14 protein-coding genes are annotated in these 16264 nt (G+C 33.3%); 12 read left to right on the top strand and 2 right to left on the bottom strand.

The window, feature by feature from the left end:
• Positions 1-220 precede the first annotated feature (220 nt).
• The 7 genes from nagB to ABD859_RS13200 all read left to right on the top strand — a co-directional run bounded on the left by nagB (position 221) and on the right by ABD859_RS13200 (position 8617).
• Complete coding sequence (nagB, locus tag ABD859_RS13230) at positions 221-2149, top strand: glucosamine-6-phosphate deaminase (protein ID WP_345145016.1); 1929 nt, start codon at positions 221-223, stop codon at positions 2147-2149.
• 164 nt (positions 2150-2313) lie between these two features.
• Complete coding sequence (locus ABD859_RS13225) at positions 2314-2547, top strand: DUF3820 family protein (RefSeq protein WP_345145015.1); 234 nt, start codon at positions 2314-2316, stop codon at positions 2545-2547.
• Between the two features lie 170 nt (positions 2548-2717).
• Positions 2718-4331, top strand: coding sequence for a CTP synthase (gene pyrG / locus ABD859_RS13220; protein WP_345145013.1), 1614 nt, complete (start codon positions 2718-2720; stop codon positions 4329-4331).
• A gap of 83 nt (positions 4332-4414) precedes the next feature.
• The gene (gene yidC / locus ABD859_RS13215; RefSeq protein WP_345145011.1) at positions 4415-6325 is read left to right on the top strand and encodes a membrane protein insertase YidC; all 1911 of its coding nucleotides are present in this window, start codon (positions 4415-4417) and stop codon (positions 6323-6325) included.
• 144 nt (positions 6326-6469) lie between these two features.
• Positions 6470-7189 (top strand): toxin-antitoxin system YwqK family antitoxin, encoded by a 720-nt coding sequence (locus ABD859_RS13210; RefSeq protein WP_345145009.1) that lies wholly within the window; start codon positions 6470-6472, stop codon positions 7187-7189.
• Positions 7190-7199: 10 nt separating this feature from the next.
• Positions 7200-8024 (top strand): DKNYY domain-containing protein, encoded by an 825-nt coding sequence (locus ABD859_RS13205; RefSeq protein ID WP_345145008.1) that lies wholly within the window; start codon positions 7200-7202, stop codon positions 8022-8024.
• Positions 8025-8059: 35 nt separating this feature from the next.
• Complete coding sequence (locus ABD859_RS13200; protein ID WP_345145006.1) at positions 8060-8617, top strand: DUF4956 domain-containing protein; 558 nt, start codon at positions 8060-8062, stop codon at positions 8615-8617.
• Here ABD859_RS13200 and ABD859_RS13195 read toward each other — a convergent pair.
• Positions 8614-10491 (bottom strand): PEP/pyruvate-binding domain-containing protein, encoded by a 1878-nt coding sequence (locus ABD859_RS13195; RefSeq protein ID WP_345145004.1) that lies wholly within the window; start codon positions 10489-10491, stop codon positions 8614-8616. The genes ABD859_RS13200 and ABD859_RS13195 overlap by 4 nt on opposite strands.
• A 141-nt stretch (positions 10492-10632) precedes the next feature.
• Here ABD859_RS13195 and mnmA point away from each other — a divergent pair, with 141 nt between their 5' ends.
• From mnmA to ABD859_RS13175, 4 genes are read left to right on the top strand one after another with little or no spacing between them, the layout of a single operon-like run.
• Positions 10633-11820 carry a tRNA 2-thiouridine(34) synthase MnmA gene (gene mnmA / locus ABD859_RS13190; RefSeq protein ID WP_345145003.1) on the top strand — a complete coding sequence of 396 codons (1188 nt, stop codon included), beginning with the start codon at positions 10633-10635 and terminating at the stop codon, positions 11818-11820.
• 41 nt (positions 11821-11861) lie between these two features.
• Positions 11862-13469: a S8 family serine peptidase gene (locus ABD859_RS13185; protein WP_345145002.1), complete on the top strand. Its 1608-nt coding sequence runs from the start codon at positions 11862-11864 to the stop codon at positions 13467-13469.
• 8 nt (positions 13470-13477) lie between these two features.
• Positions 13478-14422 carry an NAD(P)H-dependent flavin oxidoreductase gene (locus tag ABD859_RS13180; protein WP_345145000.1) on the top strand — a complete coding sequence of 315 codons (945 nt, stop codon included), beginning with the start codon at positions 13478-13480 and terminating at the stop codon, positions 14420-14422.
• A gap of 21 nt (positions 14423-14443) precedes the next feature.
• Positions 14444-14854 carry a hypothetical protein gene (locus ABD859_RS13175; protein ID WP_345144999.1) on the top strand — a complete coding sequence of 137 codons (411 nt, stop codon included), beginning with the start codon at positions 14444-14446 and terminating at the stop codon, positions 14852-14854.
• Positions 14855-15021: 167 nt separating this feature from the next.
• Here the strand turns inward: ABD859_RS13175 and ABD859_RS13170 are convergent, their stop codons facing one another.
• Positions 15022-15456: a DUF4268 domain-containing protein gene (locus ABD859_RS13170; RefSeq protein WP_345144998.1), complete on the bottom strand. Its 435-nt coding sequence runs from the start codon at positions 15454-15456 to the stop codon at positions 15022-15024.
• A 92-nt stretch (positions 15457-15548) separates the two neighbouring features.
• Between ABD859_RS13170 and ABD859_RS13165 the strand changes: the two genes are divergently transcribed.
• The gene (locus ABD859_RS13165) at positions 15549-16199 is read left to right on the top strand and encodes an NUDIX hydrolase (protein ID WP_345144996.1); all 651 of its coding nucleotides are present in this window, start codon (positions 15549-15551) and stop codon (positions 16197-16199) included.
• Positions 16200-16264: the final 65 nt, after the last annotated feature.

The raw sequence follows: 16264 nt of genomic DNA, 5'->3' as shown, positions 1-16264 counted from the left end.
TTTGCAAAAAATACGCATTTTTACGCAAAAATAATGCAAATAGTTCAAATTGAAATGAGATTCAATTTTGATATTTCGGATGTTTTTTATACGAGGATAAAAAACGTAAATCCACATTCTGCTTCAAATCAATTATTTAAAAATTTATTTCAGTTATAAAGGTCTTATCTTTATACGACGGAATATGCATACACTCTAAAAATAGAAAAAAAACTATATCATGTTAAAAAGTAAAATCGATAAAGCAACAGGTTTCGAAAAGCGCTTCGAAAACATCAACACAGTTGTTTTTGAAAATTCTTCAGAAGCATCAAAAGCAGTTGCTCAGGAAATTGCAGCTTTAATTCAGTCAAAACAAAAAGAAAACAAACCATGCGTTTTAGGTTTAGCAACAGGTTCTTCTCCAAAAGGATTATATGCTGAATTAGTGCGCCTGCACAAAGAAGAAGGTTTAAGTTTTAAAAACGTAATCAGTTTTAATCTGGATGAATATTATCCAATGGAACCTAATTCGATCAACAGCTACGTACGCTTTATGAAAGAATTATTGTTTGATCATGTTGATATTTTACCTGAAAATGCTCATGTGCCGGACGGACTTTTAACAAAAGAACAAATCGCAGACTATTGTCATGAGTATGAAGCTAAAATTGAAGCTTTAGGAGGCATTGATCTTCAGATTCTTGGAATTGGAGGTAATGGTCACATAGGTTTTAACGAGTCGGGTTCTCTTCAAAACTCTAAAACTCGTTTAGTTGCTTTAGATCATATTACCAGAGTTGCAGCAAGTAAAGATTTTTATGGTTTAAATAATACGCCAAGAACAGCTATTACACTTGGGGTTAAGAAAATTATGGAAGCTAAAAGAGTAATCTTATTAGCGTGGGGAGAAGGAAAAGCAAATATTGTAAAAAAATCTGTTGAAGATGAAGTTACAAACAGAGTTCCAGCTTCGTTTTTGCAGGAACACAACGATGCTGTTTTTATTTTAGATAAAGAAGCATCTTCTAAATTAACGAGAATCAATAAGCCTTGGTTAGTTGAAAAAATTGTTTGGACAGATAAATTAATCCGTAAAGCGGTTTTAGGATTGGCATTAGATCTTAAAAAGCCAATTTTAATGCTTACCGATGCTGATTATATCGAAAACGGAATGAGCGATCTATTAGCAGAATTTGGATTGGCATACGATATTAATATTAAGATTTTTAATAAATTACAAAATACAATTACGGGCTGGCCTGGCGGAAAACCAAATGCGGAAGATACAAATCGTCCGGAAAGAGCAGAACCTGCTAAAAAACGTGTATTGATTTTTAGTCCGCATCCGGATGATGATATTATTAGTATGGGAGGAACTTTCATGCGTTTGCAGGAGCAAGGACATGAAGTGCATGTGGCTTATCAAACCTCTGGAAATATTGCTGTTGCTGATGATGAAGCATTGCGTTTTGCAAGATTCGTAATTGATTACAACGAAAAATTCGGAATCAAAAGCCCGGAAGCAGATGATATTTATAAAAAAGCAGAGGCTTTCTTAGAAAATAAAAAGAACAGTGAAATTGATATTCCAGAAGTTCGTTACATAAAAGGTCTAATTAGAAAAGGAGAAGCAAGATCGACTAGTTATTTTGTGGGTCTTCCAGACGAACAGATTCACTTTATGGAACTGCCTTTTTATGAAACAGGAACAATTGAGAAAAAACCAATTGGTCCTGAAGATATTCAGCTGACAGTTGATTTAATTGAAAAAATTAAACCACACCAAATTTATGCCGCTGGAGATTTAGCAGATCCGCACGGTACACATAAAGTTTGTCTTGATGCAATTTTTGAAGCTGTAAAAGTTTTAAAACCAAAAGAATTCATGAACGACTGCTGGTTATGGCTATACAGAGGAGCTTGGCAGGAATGGGGAATTGACGAAGTTGAAATGGCTGTGCCAATGAGCCCTGATCAGGTTTTAGCAAAACGCCACGGAATCTTTAAACATCAATCTCAAAAAGACGGTGTTGTTTTTCAGGGCACAGATGCGAGAGAGTTCTGGCAGAGAGCTGAAGACAGAAACCGTGAAACGGCAGAATTGTATCATCAGTTAGGTTTAGCAACTTATGCTGCAATGGAGGCTTTCGTGAGATGGCATTACTAAAAACTGCTATGAGAAGCTAAGATTTTAAGATTTATTTTCGCCGCGAAATCATTAAATACTTTTAATCTGTGGCAAAAAAAGAAAAATAATAATAGCTTTGCATATAATTGAAGCAAGAAGAAAGATATATTCTTTTTTCTTGCTTCTTTTTTTCTTCTAAAACTATGGAATCAGATAAAAAACAACTCATAAAATTAGCCCACGCAAAGATGCCTTTCGGTAAATACGAAGGACGATATTTAATCGATCTTCCTGAATATTATGTGGTTTGGTATCATAACAAAGGATTTCCAAAAGGCGAATTAGGACAGCAATTGCAATTGATTTATGAATTGAAGCTTAATGGACTTGAAGAGTTGATTCGAAATATTAAGAAGCAATATCCGAAACCTATTTGACATTCCTCAAAAATCTTCCCAATAAAAACTTAAAATTATCGATTACAAATTCAAGTAAACGATCTGTTTAAAAAATTGCAAAATTATCTCATTCTCGAATTGATAAATTGTCTAATTAAATTTGTACTTTTGCCAAGTTTTTTACACAACTACTTACAAACAACAACAGAATGAATCAAACAAAATATATTTTTGTTACAGGAGGTGTGACCTCTTCATTAGGAAAAGGGATTATCGCGGCATCTTTGGCAAAATTGTTACAAGGAAGAGGATACCGCACAACTATTCAAAAATTTGATCCGTATATTAACGTTGATCCGGGGACACTAAACCCGTATGAGCACGGAGAATGTTACGTGACAGATGATGGAGCGGAAACTGATTTAGACTTAGGACACTACGAGCGTTTCTTAAACGTTCCTACGTCTCAGGCTAATAACGTTACAACAGGAAGAGTTTATCTTTCGGTTATTGAAAAAGAAAGAAGAGGAGAGTTTTTAGGAAAAACAGTTCAGGTTGTTCCTCACATTACCAACGAAATCAAAGACAGAATGCAATTGCTTGGTAAATCAGGCGATTATGACATTGTAATTACTGAAATTGGTGGAACTGTTGGTGATATTGAATCTCTACCTTATATAGAATCTGTTCGTCAGTTAGTTTGGGAATTAGGTGAAAATAACGGAATCGTGATTCATTTAACTTTAGTTCCTTACTTGGCTGCTGCAGGAGAATTAAAAACAAAACCAACACAGCACTCTGTTAAGACTTTAATGGAGAGCGGTATAAAAGCAGATATTTTAGTTTGTAGAACTGAGCACGAATTATCTCAGGAATTACGCCAGAAATTAGCTTTGTTTTGTAATGTTAAAAAAGAAGCAGTAATTCAGTCAATTGATGCTTCTACCATATACGAAGTTCCAAATTTAATGCTTGAAGAAGGATTAGATGTTGTGGCTTTAAAGAAATTAGATTTACCTAAGAAAGCATCTCCGGATCTTAAAAACTGGAATACTTTCTTAAAAAGATTAAAAAGCCCAAAACAAACCGTAAACATTGGTTTGGTTGGAAAATATGTAGAAATGCAGGATTGTTACAAATCTATCTTGGAGGCGTTCATTCATGCAGGTGCTGCAAACGAAACTAAAGTAAACGTAATTTCAATTCACTCAGAGCATATTAATGCAGATAATGTTGAAGAGAAATTAGGAACTCTTGACGGAGTTTTAGTAGCTCCTGGTTTTGGAGAAAGAGGTATTGAAGGAAAAATCGAAGCAGTTCGTTACGTTCGTGAAAACAACATTCCGTTCTTCGGAATTTGTTTAGGAATGCAGATGTCTGTAATTGAATATTCTAGAAATATTTTAGGTTATGCTGATGCAAATTCAACAGAGATGAACGATAAAACGCCTCATCCGGTTGTGAATTTAATGGAAGAGCAGAAAAATATCACAGACAAAGGAGGAACAATGCGTCTAGGAGCTTGGAAATGTGATATTAAGCCAGACACTTTAGCATACAAAATTTACGGAGAAAAAACTATTTCGGAGCGTCACCGCCACCGTTATGAGTATAACAATAAATATGCTGACGAATTGCAGAAAGCTGGTTTAAAAGCTTCTGGAGTTAACCCGGATACAGGATTGGTAGAAATTGTAGAATTAGAGAATCACCCATTCTTTATTGGTGTACAATACCATCCAGAATACAAAAGTACGGTTGCCAATCCGCACCCTATATTTGTAAACTTTGTTGCCGCTGCTGTAAACGCGCATAAAAAATAGTAATTACTATTCTGAAAAGATTGTAACTTTTGAGTCAAACTCATTACTAATAGCCTTTGAAGAATAACTTTTTTAAATAAATAATGGAAGAAAAAAAATTAGACCTTAATTCGATCATTGGTTTTGTACTGATATTCGGAATCTTGATTTGGATCATGTATCAAAATCAGCCTTCTGAAAAAGAAATTGCTGCTGAAAAAGCCAAAAAAGAATTAGTTGCTAAACAAGAAGCGCAGGCAAAAGCTGATAAAGCTAAGACTGCAGCATTACCAGCTGTTGCTGTAACTCCTGGTGATACTTTACAATTGGCTCAATTACAAAAAACATTAGGTGGATTTGCTTATTCTGCAACGCTTCCTTCTGCAAAAGAGTCTTTTACAACAATCGAAAACGAAAAATTAAGATTGAAAATCGCTAATAAAGGTGGTTACATTGTTGAAGCAACTTTAAAAGGATTCGAAAAATTTAGAAAAGGTTCAGGCCAGTTAGTTGAATTAATCAAAAACAATAATTCAAACTTAAACTTACAGCTGCTTACTACAGATAACAGAACTTTAAATTCTAAAGATTTGTTTTTTGAACCAACATTAGAAAAAGTTGGAGCAGATCAAGTTTTGTCAATGCGTTTAAAAGCAGGTGCTAATGAATTTTTAGAATACAAATATATTCTTAAACCAAATGACTATTTAGTTGGTTTTGATATTCGTTCTCAAGGATTAAACCGTGTTTTAAATGCTGCAAAACCATTAGATTTACAATGGGATTTAAAAACATACAGAAACGAAAAAAGTGTTTCTTATGAAAATCGTTATGCCGAAATTTATTATGAGCATGAAGATGGAAAAATTAACTACGCAGGTTTAGGAAAACACGAAGAAGAAACAGTGGAAAAAGTAAGTTTTATTGCTTACAAACAGCATTTCTTTACTTCTATTTTAGTTACCGATAAACCATTTACAACAACTAAATTAGAATCTGTTAATTTAGTTAACGATGAAAAAATCGATACCGTTTTTACTAAACAATTTAAAGCGAATGTTCCTTTAGCGTTTTCTAATGGTGAAATTGATTATAAAATGCAATGGTATTTTGGACCGGCAGATTATAAATTATTGAAAACGTATGATAAAAACTTCCAGAAAATTATTCCACTTGGATGGGGAATTTTTGGATGGATTAACAAGTTGATATTTGTTCCGTTGTTTGGATTCTTAAGTTCAACATTAGGATTATCATTAGGAATTGCGATCATCATTTTTACGATTATCATTAAATTGGCCATGTCGCCAATTACCTATAAGTCATTCTTGTCTCAGGCTAAAATGAAAGTTTTACGTCCAGATATTGCAGAGTTGGGAGAAAAATTCAAAAAAGACCCAATGAAAAAACAACAGGAAACAATGAAACTGTACAACAAAGCAGGAGTAAACCCAATGGCAGGATGTATTCCGGCATTGATTCAGCTTCCTTTTATGTACGCATCGTTCCAGTTTTTCCCTGCAGCATTTGAATTAAGACAAAAAGGTTTCCTTTGGGCAGACGATTTATCATCTTTTGATTCAGTTGTAAAATTACCATTCAATATTCCGTTATACGGAGATCATATTAGTTTGTTCCCAATTTTGGCAGCAATTGCGATTTTCTTCTACATGAAAATGACTTCTGGAGATCAGCAAATGGCAGCGCCTCAGCAGGAAGGAATGCCGGATATGGCTAAGATGATGAAAATCATGATTTACGTTTCTCCGTTAATGATGTTAATTTTCTTCAACAGCTACGGTGCAGGTTTAAGTTTGTATAACTTTATTTCAAACTTAATCACAATCGGAATTATGTTTGTAATTAAGAATTACATCGTAGACAGTGAAAAAATTCACGCTCAAATTCAGGAAAACAAACAAAGAGAGCCTAAAAAACCTAGCAAATTCCAACAGCGACTTCAAGAAGTAATGGAACAGCAGGAAGCAGCGAAAGCTCAGAATAAAAAGAAATAATTAAGATAAAAATCCCGATCTAATCGGGATTTTTATTTTTAGACAAATGTTCGTTTTAAAAAGTAAATGAAAATTTTAATTTTGAAACAGACAAATATACTTTGTGAAACGATTTTTCGTTTAACTTAAAAAATTGAATAAAACATGATTTCTAAAAAAATAGCAATTGGACTGACATTGTTAAATGTTTTCTTTTTAAGCGCCCAAACGGAGTTTAATAAATTAGATGCTAACGGAAAAAAAGACGGTGTCTGGAAAGGAGTTTATGAATCAAAACGTCCTCGTTATGAAGGAACCTTCAGTCACGGAAAAGAAACCGGAATTTTTAATTTTTTTGATGATACCCAAAAAGGCGATATAATTGCTACACGCGATTTTACCTCTAATGACGGAAGTTCATACACAATTTTTTACGACCAGAAAAAGAATAAAGTAAGTGAAGGAAAAGAAATAGGAAAAGATAGAGAAGGGGAGTGGAAATATTACCACAAAGCTTCTAAGGTTTTAATGAGTTCTGAAAACTATAAAAAAGGAAAACTAAACGGATTAAAAACGGTTTATTATCCAAATGCTAAGATTGCCGAAGAAATGACATACGTAAACGGTTCCAGAGAAGGGAATTATAAAAAATACGGTCAAAACGGAACACTTTTGGAAGATGCAACTTACAAAAATAATGAGTTTAACGGCGATGCTGTTTTTTATGATGCCGATGGTGCAATTGCTTCTAAAGGAAAGTTTGTAAACGGAAAAAAAGCAGGAATCTGGCAGTTTTATACCAAAGGAAAATTAACTAAAGAAGTTAATATGAGTGATCCAAAGGCTAGTTATAAAGCAGATTCAAAACCCAAAATGAGTAATTAAAATAATTTAAATGAAAGGTATAAAACCTGCAGAAGCTTTCAATGACCATGAAGAAATGGGACTTTATTGGTCTGATGGTAAACTTGTTTATTTTAGATATTATATAATTAAGAATGCTGATTTAGATTCTTTTGTACAATTTCCCGGGTCTTGGGCAAAAGATAAAAAGCATTGTTATTCTATGCATACAAGACTCAGAAATGCAGATATATTAACTTTTGAAATTCTCAATTATACTTATGCTAAAGATAAAAATAATGTCTGGACTTTAGCAGGACGTATTCCTGAAGCCGACGCAGAAACTTTTGAAGTCTGTGACGATGGGAAAGAAAGTACGGGAATTACATTTGTAATGTCAGAACAAAATATAGAAGGGACAAGAGAGTCTTTTTTGCCTTTCGGATATGGTAAAGATCGAAATAATGTTTATTATTATGATTTTGCGCCTAAGATCAAAATTGTTAAACATGCAATTCCATCATCTTTTAAATCTTTAAATGATGGATATTTTGGGTATGATGAAAAGTCTGTATTTTGCGGGAAAAGTATTCTTCCAAAAGCCAATCCAAATACATGGAAGAAACTGGAAGAAAATTATTTTTACTCTAAAGATCAAAATAGGATTTATTATTTTAACAGTTTATTAAAAGGAGCAGATGCAGCATCTTTTGAAGTTGTTGTTGTTCCGTCTATTTTTAAAACACCAAACCAGTATGCAAAAGATAAAAACTATTTTTATCTTGGTGGCACCATTTGTTCTAAGGAAGAGTTTGAAAAAACGATTGCCGATGATATAGCTTATAATCAGGAATTTGAAGATAAAATGAAAGGATAAAATGTTTACATTTGAATAAATAATTATTCTAGCAGATGGATTTAAACGAACTAACCGGAAGATTTTTGCTGTTGTTTTTTTCGATTTTGGTTTTGTATTTTTTCTCTAACAGAAAAGACAATGAAACTATAAATCCATTAATGGTAATTGTTGGACTTTGTACGTTTTCGCTGTGTTATTTGTTTACCAAAATTGAAATAGGAGTAGGAATTGGTTTTGGCTTATTTGCCATTTTTTCCATTTTAAGATTCCGCACACAATCTTTTACTGTAAATGCAATCATCTTTCTTTTTGCTACAATAACACTTTCGATTTTAGATATCATGTATCCTTTTGAAAAAATAGAAATCCTGTTGTTTTTTCAAATTATAATTATCGGATTTTATATTGCGGCGTCTGTAATTGTTAACAAAAAAGCATCAAAATATTTAAATGCTGTCGATGTAAAAATTCCTTTAATAAATGATTTTTCTCTCGAAAACGGAAACATAAGAAAAGCAGTTCAGGAAAAAATCAATATAAAAGACTTTGATTTTAAAATTGTTTTGGTAAATACCGTTACAAACGAGATTGATCTTTTGGTTTTTTATTAATCGTTAAAAGGTCGAACCTGTTTAATATACAAATCCCTGTTTTCTCCCACAATCTTAAACTCAATATCTACAGGATGAAATTGGTTTTTTCGCCAATAGCGGTACATTCTTTCCTCAATTTTTTTGCTTACAAGAAAAAGCCGGCTCATTTCTTTTCGGCTTAATAAAGGCTCATTATCATTAAGGTTTGAATTGGAAGTATAATCCACATCAAAATCATCATCATTGGTACCGGAATTGAAATGATACGCTACAAACTGCTCGCAGATTTCGCCTTTTTCGGGTTTTACAACCGAGTTTTCTCCTTTTTGAACATTAACCGTAATTCCGGGAAAGTTTTCTCTAAAAATGTTTTTTGTAATTACAACACCATTCGATAATTCGTCAGGAAAAGATCTGTGCACCAAAACTCCCATGGCAATATTCTGCTGGTCAATGCCAAAAAGTTCTCTTTCGTTGTACGAAGCTTCATTCCATACACTCGCCCAGACTTGTTTAATCGCTTTTTCAAAAGTTTTAATACTGTCACCCAAAATTCCGGTTTTAGAATCATACAATCCTGCACCGTTAAAATCGTCAAGATCTTCAGCATTTGTAGACGACCTGAATCTGAAATTTTTAAACTGAGCATTTTTAAAAGCTGTATTAAGTTTTGAAATTAGTTCAGGATTAATAGGTTCTTTTTTAATTGCATCCCGAATTTTTTTCAATTGCTTATTAATCCAAACTACTGAATCTTTTTTAGAAAAAGCCAAAAGTTCTTGTATTAAAGGGGAAATTGATTCTTTTTGAATATGCTGGCTGTAAAAGTAAAAAGGAATGGCATGTGCATCTTCGGGCGTTTTAAAAGGAATTTCTTTTGAAATCGCAATTAAATACGCCATATTCTGAGCTTTAGAACCAATATAATTCACGCCTTTTTTTGGGATTTTTGATAAATCTACCAATTCGGTAACGCTGTTATCAATAGTCAGTTTCTTCTTTTTTGAGTTCGTTTTAATGACAATTTTTTTATCACTTTCTTTAATGAAAAAAGTATCAACCTTTATTTTTAATTCCACTTTTTTAGAAAGCAGCCTTTTAATATTATCATCTTTTAAAGCCAGTGTATAGGCCATAATTGGGATTTTTCTGTTTTTTCCCAATAGTACCAAATGACTTAATGGTGTCTGTAGTTCATTTACAATAATTCCTCTTACATTTGGGAGAACATCTGGCGTACCGTCTAAAACTATTATTTCATCTGGATTAGGTTTTGTTTTGTCTAAATCTTTGATTTTGTATTGTTTTAAAATACCAATATTAGTTCCGGAAACTACTTCCTGATACTTTATTTCATTAAAAATATAATCTGATTTTACACACGGAATTTTAAATTGTTCCAATCGAAACCATTCCATCTGCTCTGGATTATTCAAATAAAACTTAAGATTTTCATCAATAAAAGTCGACTTTTTAACCAAATAAAAAAAACGTTCAATTAACGCAATCGGCATATGATCTGAAGCTGCCAGTTCAAAAATCCATTTATCGGTTCCTTTAATATGGTTTAGATTTCCAAGCAGAAAATCACGATTCTTTTCGGTATTGCTATAATTTTCGTTGTTAAAAATCTCTAAGTCATGGTGGTAATTCAAATAATTAACTGCAAAATCAAAGTGTAACGGAATGGCTGTACTGTTGAAATAATACATTTTTTGTTTTCGTAAATCGTAAATTACTTTTACAGATTCGATATTAGAGAATTTATCAGACAAAGGTTTGCCTCGAAAAGCTTTATACGCTTCATAATCAGCTAATGATGATGAATATCTTTGTGCGTTTATATTCATCAAAAGGAGAAAGAAAAATAAGCTGTAAAAGAGTTTTTTCATGGCAGTTGAAATTGAATATTAAAAGTAAGTATTTAAACAATAAGTTTTATCTACTGCCGGATTATATAAACCAATTAAAACCACTGCAATTTTCTAAAATATGGCGTATCTTTGCACCCTTGTAAAAATAAAAAATTCAAAATGAAACGAGTAGTAGTTGGTCTTTCTGGTGGAGTAGATTCTAGTGTTGCGGCTTATTTATTGCAGCAGCAAGGATACGAAGTTATCGGGCTTTTTATGAAAAATTGGCACGATGATTCAGTTACTATTTCTAACGAATGTCCTTGGTTAGAAGATAGTAATGATGCTTTATTAGTAGCAGAAAAGCTTGGAATACCGTTTCAAACAGTTGATTTAAGCGAAGAATACAAAGAAAAAATCGTTGATTATATGTTCAACGAATACGAAAAAGGACGAACTCCAAATCCTGATGTGCTTTGTAACCGCGAAATCAAATTTGATGTTTTTATGAAAATCGCTTTAAGTCTTGGAGCTGATTATGTGGCAACCGGACATTACTGCCAAAAAAGCGAAATCGAAGTTGATGGAAAAACGGTTTATCAATTAATTGCCGGAAATGACGTTAATAAAGATCAATCGTATTTCTTATGCCAATTGTCTCAGGAACAATTGTCTAAAGCATTATTTCCTATTGGAGCTTTAACAAAACCTGAAGTTCGCGAAATTGCTGCAGAAATGGAATTAGTAACTGCCGAAAAGAAAGATTCGCAAGGATTATGTTTTATTGGAAAAGTGCGTCTTCCTGAATTTTTACAGCAAAAATTACAGCCAAAAGAAGGTACGATTATTCAAATTGATAAAAACGATCCTATTTATACTATTGATAAACCAGACGGAATAGCTTTAGAAGATGAATTAAAAATCGAAGCACAAAAGCTTAACTATCGTCCGGAAATGGGAAAAGTAATGGGGAAACACCAAGGTGCTCATTATTTTACAGTTGGTCAGAGAAAAGGTTTAAACGTGGGCGGCACTACAGATCCTTTATTTGTAATTGCTACCGATGTTGAAACCAATACAATTTATACAGGTTTAACAAGCAATCACCCGGGATTATTTAAAAAAGCACTTTTTGTAGGCGAATCTGAAGTACACTGGATTCGTACCGATATGGCTTTGAAACCGGGAGAGACAATGGAAGTTATGGCCAGAATTCGCTATCGCCAGCCGTTGCAAAAAGCAACTTTACATCAATTTGAAAACGGAATGTATGTTCATTTTGATGAACCTCAGTCTGCTATTACAGAAGGACAATTTGTGGCTTGGTATTTAGAAAATGAATTAGTTGGTTCGGGAGTAATTTCTTAGCTTTATACTTTCTTAGGAAGAGATTCCTTTAAAAGTATAATATGAGATACAACTTTACATTTCTTTTATTACTTCTTTCTTTCTCCGTTTTTTCGCAAGAAGAAGCCTGGGTTTACTTTAATGCTAAACCCAACGCACAATCTTTTTTTAATAATCCACTAACAGAGCTTTCTCAAAGAGCTTTAGATCGACGAACAAACCAAAATATTGCTCTTGGTTTAAATGATGCTCCAATAGAAGCTTCATTTATAGATCAGGTTAAATCAACTACAGGAATAACAGTAATGGCGCAGTCTAAATGGCTCAATGCGCTTCATATTCGCGGTACGCAAGCCAATATAAATGCTTTAAAAACATTGTCATTTGTATCTAAAGTTGATTTTGCCGATAAGACTTTAAACAGCACAGCAAAGAAAGTTTCGGAAGCGAAAACCAGTCAGGTAAAAGATAAATTAAAAACAACGATTGATTACGCTTACGGAAATTCTGCAAGTCAAATCCAGATGCTGAACGGACAAGTTTTACACCAGCAGAATTTTACGGGAGAAGGAAAAATTATAGCCGTTTTAGATGCCGGATTTCCTGGTGTAAATACAGCTTCAACTTTTGAAAATCTTAGAAATAATAACCGAATTTTAGGCGGTTACGACTTTACTACAAGAAATGCGAATTTTTACGCTGGAGACGATCATGGTACGCTTGTGCTTTCGACTATGGGCGGTTATAAAGAAAATGCTTTGGTAGGAACAGCTCCAAATGCATCATATTATCTTTTTATTACAGAAATTGATGCCGTCGAAAATCCTGTAGAAGAATCGCTTTGGGTTGAAGCAGCAGAAAGAGCAGATGCTTTGGGTGTTGATATCATTACGACTTCATTGGGATATTTTGGTGACAGAACAGAACCAAGATACAATCATACTTACAGCGATATGAACGGAACAACAAATTTTGTTTCGCGTGGTGCAGAAATTGCTTTTAGTAAAGGAATATTAGTTTTGGCTTCTGCTGGAAATGAAGGCACAAAAACAGAAAAACATATTGGTTCTCCGGCCGATGCTGTTTCAGTATTAGCAATTGGATCTGTTACGGCTTCTAAAGTAAAATCAGGTTTCAGCTCAATTGGTCCGAGTTATGATAACAGAATAAAACCGGATGTTATGGCGCAGGGATCATCTGCAGTAGTTTCTAATACTAACGGGAATATTGGTGTTTCTGATGGAACTTCCTTTTCATGTCCAATTATGGCTGGAATGGCAGCTTGTCTATGGCAGGCGTTTCCGTCTAAAACCAATAAAGAAATCAGACAAATGATTTTGCAGTCTGCTGACCGATATTCAAATCCTGATAATAATTACGGTTACGGAATACCTAATTTTGGTTCGACATTAAGTGTCGATAGTTTTATTGTCGAAACTACTTTTTCTATCTATCCAAATCCTGTAAAAACATCGCTTAATTTTTCTTTTGTAAATGAATCTAATACGGGATTAGTTACCATTTATTCGGTTTTAGGGCAAAAATTAATAGAAGAAACCATTACCAGCTTAAATCCTGTTCTTTCGGTGCAATCTTTACAAAACGGACTTTATTTCTATAGTTTTGATGCCGGAAATCTGCATAAAACAGGAAAAATAATCAAACAATAATTTTCTTAATGAATAGAATTACACAACTTTTCAATATAAAATATCCAATAATTCAGGGAGGAATGATTTGGAACAGCGGTTATAAACTGGCATCAGCAGTAAGTAACGCAGGAGGTTTAGGTTTAATTGGCGCCGGATCAATGTATCCGGATGTTTTAAGAGAGCATATTCAGAAATGCAAAAAAGCGACTGATAAACCATTTGGAGTTAATATTCCAATGTTATATCCTAATATTGAAGAAATCATGAATATCGTGGTCGAAGAAGGTGTAAAAATTGTTTTTACTTCGGCAGGAAATCCTAAAACATGGACTTCATTTTTAAAAGAAAAAGGAATTACAGTTGTACACGTAGTTAGCAGCAGTATTTTTGCTTTAAAAGCGCAGGAAGCCGGTGTTGACGCTATTGTAGCTGAAGGTTTTGAAGCCGGAGGACACAACGGACGCGACGAAACAACAACTTTAACCCTGATTCCGATGGTAAAGGAAAAAGTCAAGATTCCGCTTATTGCTGCGGGAGGAATTGCTACAGGAAGAGGAATGCTGGCAGCAATGGTTCTGGGCGCCGATGGCGTTCAGGTAGGAAGCCGTTTTGCAGCATCTATAGAATCATCTGCGCACAATAATTTTAAAGAAACTATAGTTAATATAAAAGAAGGAGATACTCAATTGACATTGAAAGAATTAGCTCCGGTTCGATTAGTGAAAAATAAATTTTATAATGACGTTCAGGCTTTATATGAAAAATGTCCGTCTAAAGAAGATTTAGTAACGCTTTTAGGACGTGCCAGAGCAAAAAAAGGAATGTTTGAAGGAGATCTTGAAGAAGGTGAACTCGAAATAGGACAAATTGCAGGACTAATTCATGAAATTTTACCAGTAGAACAAATTGTTCAAGAAATGATGACAGATTTTAAAGCTGCGTGCCAAGAAAAGTCTACATTTGAGTTTTAAAATTACCCGCAAGACATATTTATGAATTCTATTCGCACTTATATAATTATATTGTTTTTAGCTTTTGGACTGCAAAAAGTTCAAAGTCAATCTTATCATTTTAAAACTTCGGGATTCAGCGTTTTAGAAAAAAATGAAAGAGGTAAATGGGGACAATGGTCTAACCTTGATTTAGTAAACCTTTCGGTTGTTCTTGATACAGATAAACACCGTATCGTTGTATACTCTCAGGAAATTCAGCTTTTTAATATTCTGGATTACATTGAAAGAGAAGAAAATGATACTGATATTGTGTATTCTTTTATGTGTAAAGATAATGATGGAAGAGAATGTAAGCTATCAATTATTACCCGTAAAAAGCAAGATTATCGCAAACAGCTTTACATTAATTACGACGATCATATAATCGTTTATAATATATTTAATGTGTAAAAAGTGCTAAGGTTCTAAGAGGCTGAGTTTCTAAGTCTTTCCAGCATTTTTTAAAAGTAAACCCGACAGGTTTTTAAATCTGTCGGGTTTGTTATTTTAAGAAAACTAAGAATCTCAGTATCTAAAAAAACTTGAACCTCAGTACCTAAGAACCTTAATATCTATTTTTACTCTATATCCTTAATGAACTCGTCGTATTCTAAATAGAACATTTCCAGAGCGTGCATTTTTTCGTTGAAAAAATCAAATATAGCATCCCAGTTATTTCGGTTACTGAAGCCAATGCCTTGTTTTTCAACCCATATTCGGCTTATTGTTTTACCGCTTTCTAATGTGTAGTTTTTCTCGAAAACTAAATCCTGGATAAATTCTTCTTCCAGAATATTTTTTAAAGCTTCGATTTTTTCAAAATAAGCATTTCGTTTTTCATCGCTTCGGTGTTCAATATCAATTAAAACCTGCGCTTTTTTATTATCGACATAAAATTTAAAAGAGAAATCTTTGATTTTGGTATCATAAAGAACCCATTTTCTTGGATATTTCTCGGCAAAAGCTACCCAAAATTCTCTTTTCATTCTTTGTGATTCTTCTCTGCTGTACATTTTTTTAAGGCTTTAATGATTAGAAAACTTGTGGTACTGCGTTTTCTGGAGTATATTTATGTTTTATTAGATTACAAAAATACGCTTTGATTATGAATTTTCAAGATTTTTTGAAATATGTTCCCAATATAATTCCATTTGAATTACCTGCTGTTTCTTCACATTTAAAAATGGCGCCCAAAGAACGTATACAAGGATTAAAAAATCTTGATGTAGATGCATTAACTCCCAGAATGGCGGGAGTAATGATGTTATTTTATCCCAAAAATAATAAAACACATTTAGTATTAATTGTTCGAAATACTTATGAAGGTGTGCATTCGGCACAAATCGCTTTTCCGGGAGGAAAATATGAGAATGAAGATTTTAATTACGAAAACACGGCACTGAGAGAAACGTATGAAGAAATTGGGGTAGAAAAAGAAAAAATAGAAATTGTAAAACATTTTTCGCCTATGTATATTCCGCCTAGTAATTTTTTGGTGCATCCTTTTTTAGGAATTGCAAAAGAAGAACTGGCATTTTATCCGGATATACGGGAAGTAGCCGGAATTATAGAATTACCTTTAGATGTTTTTTTAGAAGATGATATTATTATGGATGCAAGATTATCAACTTCTTACGGAGCGAATATTTTAGTTCCGGCATTTAATATTCAAAATCATGTGGTTTGGGGAGCAACGGCTATGATTTTAAGTGAACTGCGAGACGTGTTAAAAGCCGTTTTTGAAGCAAAAAACTAAAAATGTTTATTTAATAATTTGATAATCATTTTGATAGGCTCTAATTGCGTAAAATGTTTTATAGT

This window comes from Flavobacterium ginsengiterrae (assembly GCF_039539785.1).
Taxonomy (GTDB): domain Bacteria; phylum Bacteroidota; class Bacteroidia; order Flavobacteriales; family Flavobacteriaceae; genus Flavobacterium; species Flavobacterium ginsengiterrae.
This window is presented reverse-complemented; position numbering and strand designations above follow the sequence as displayed.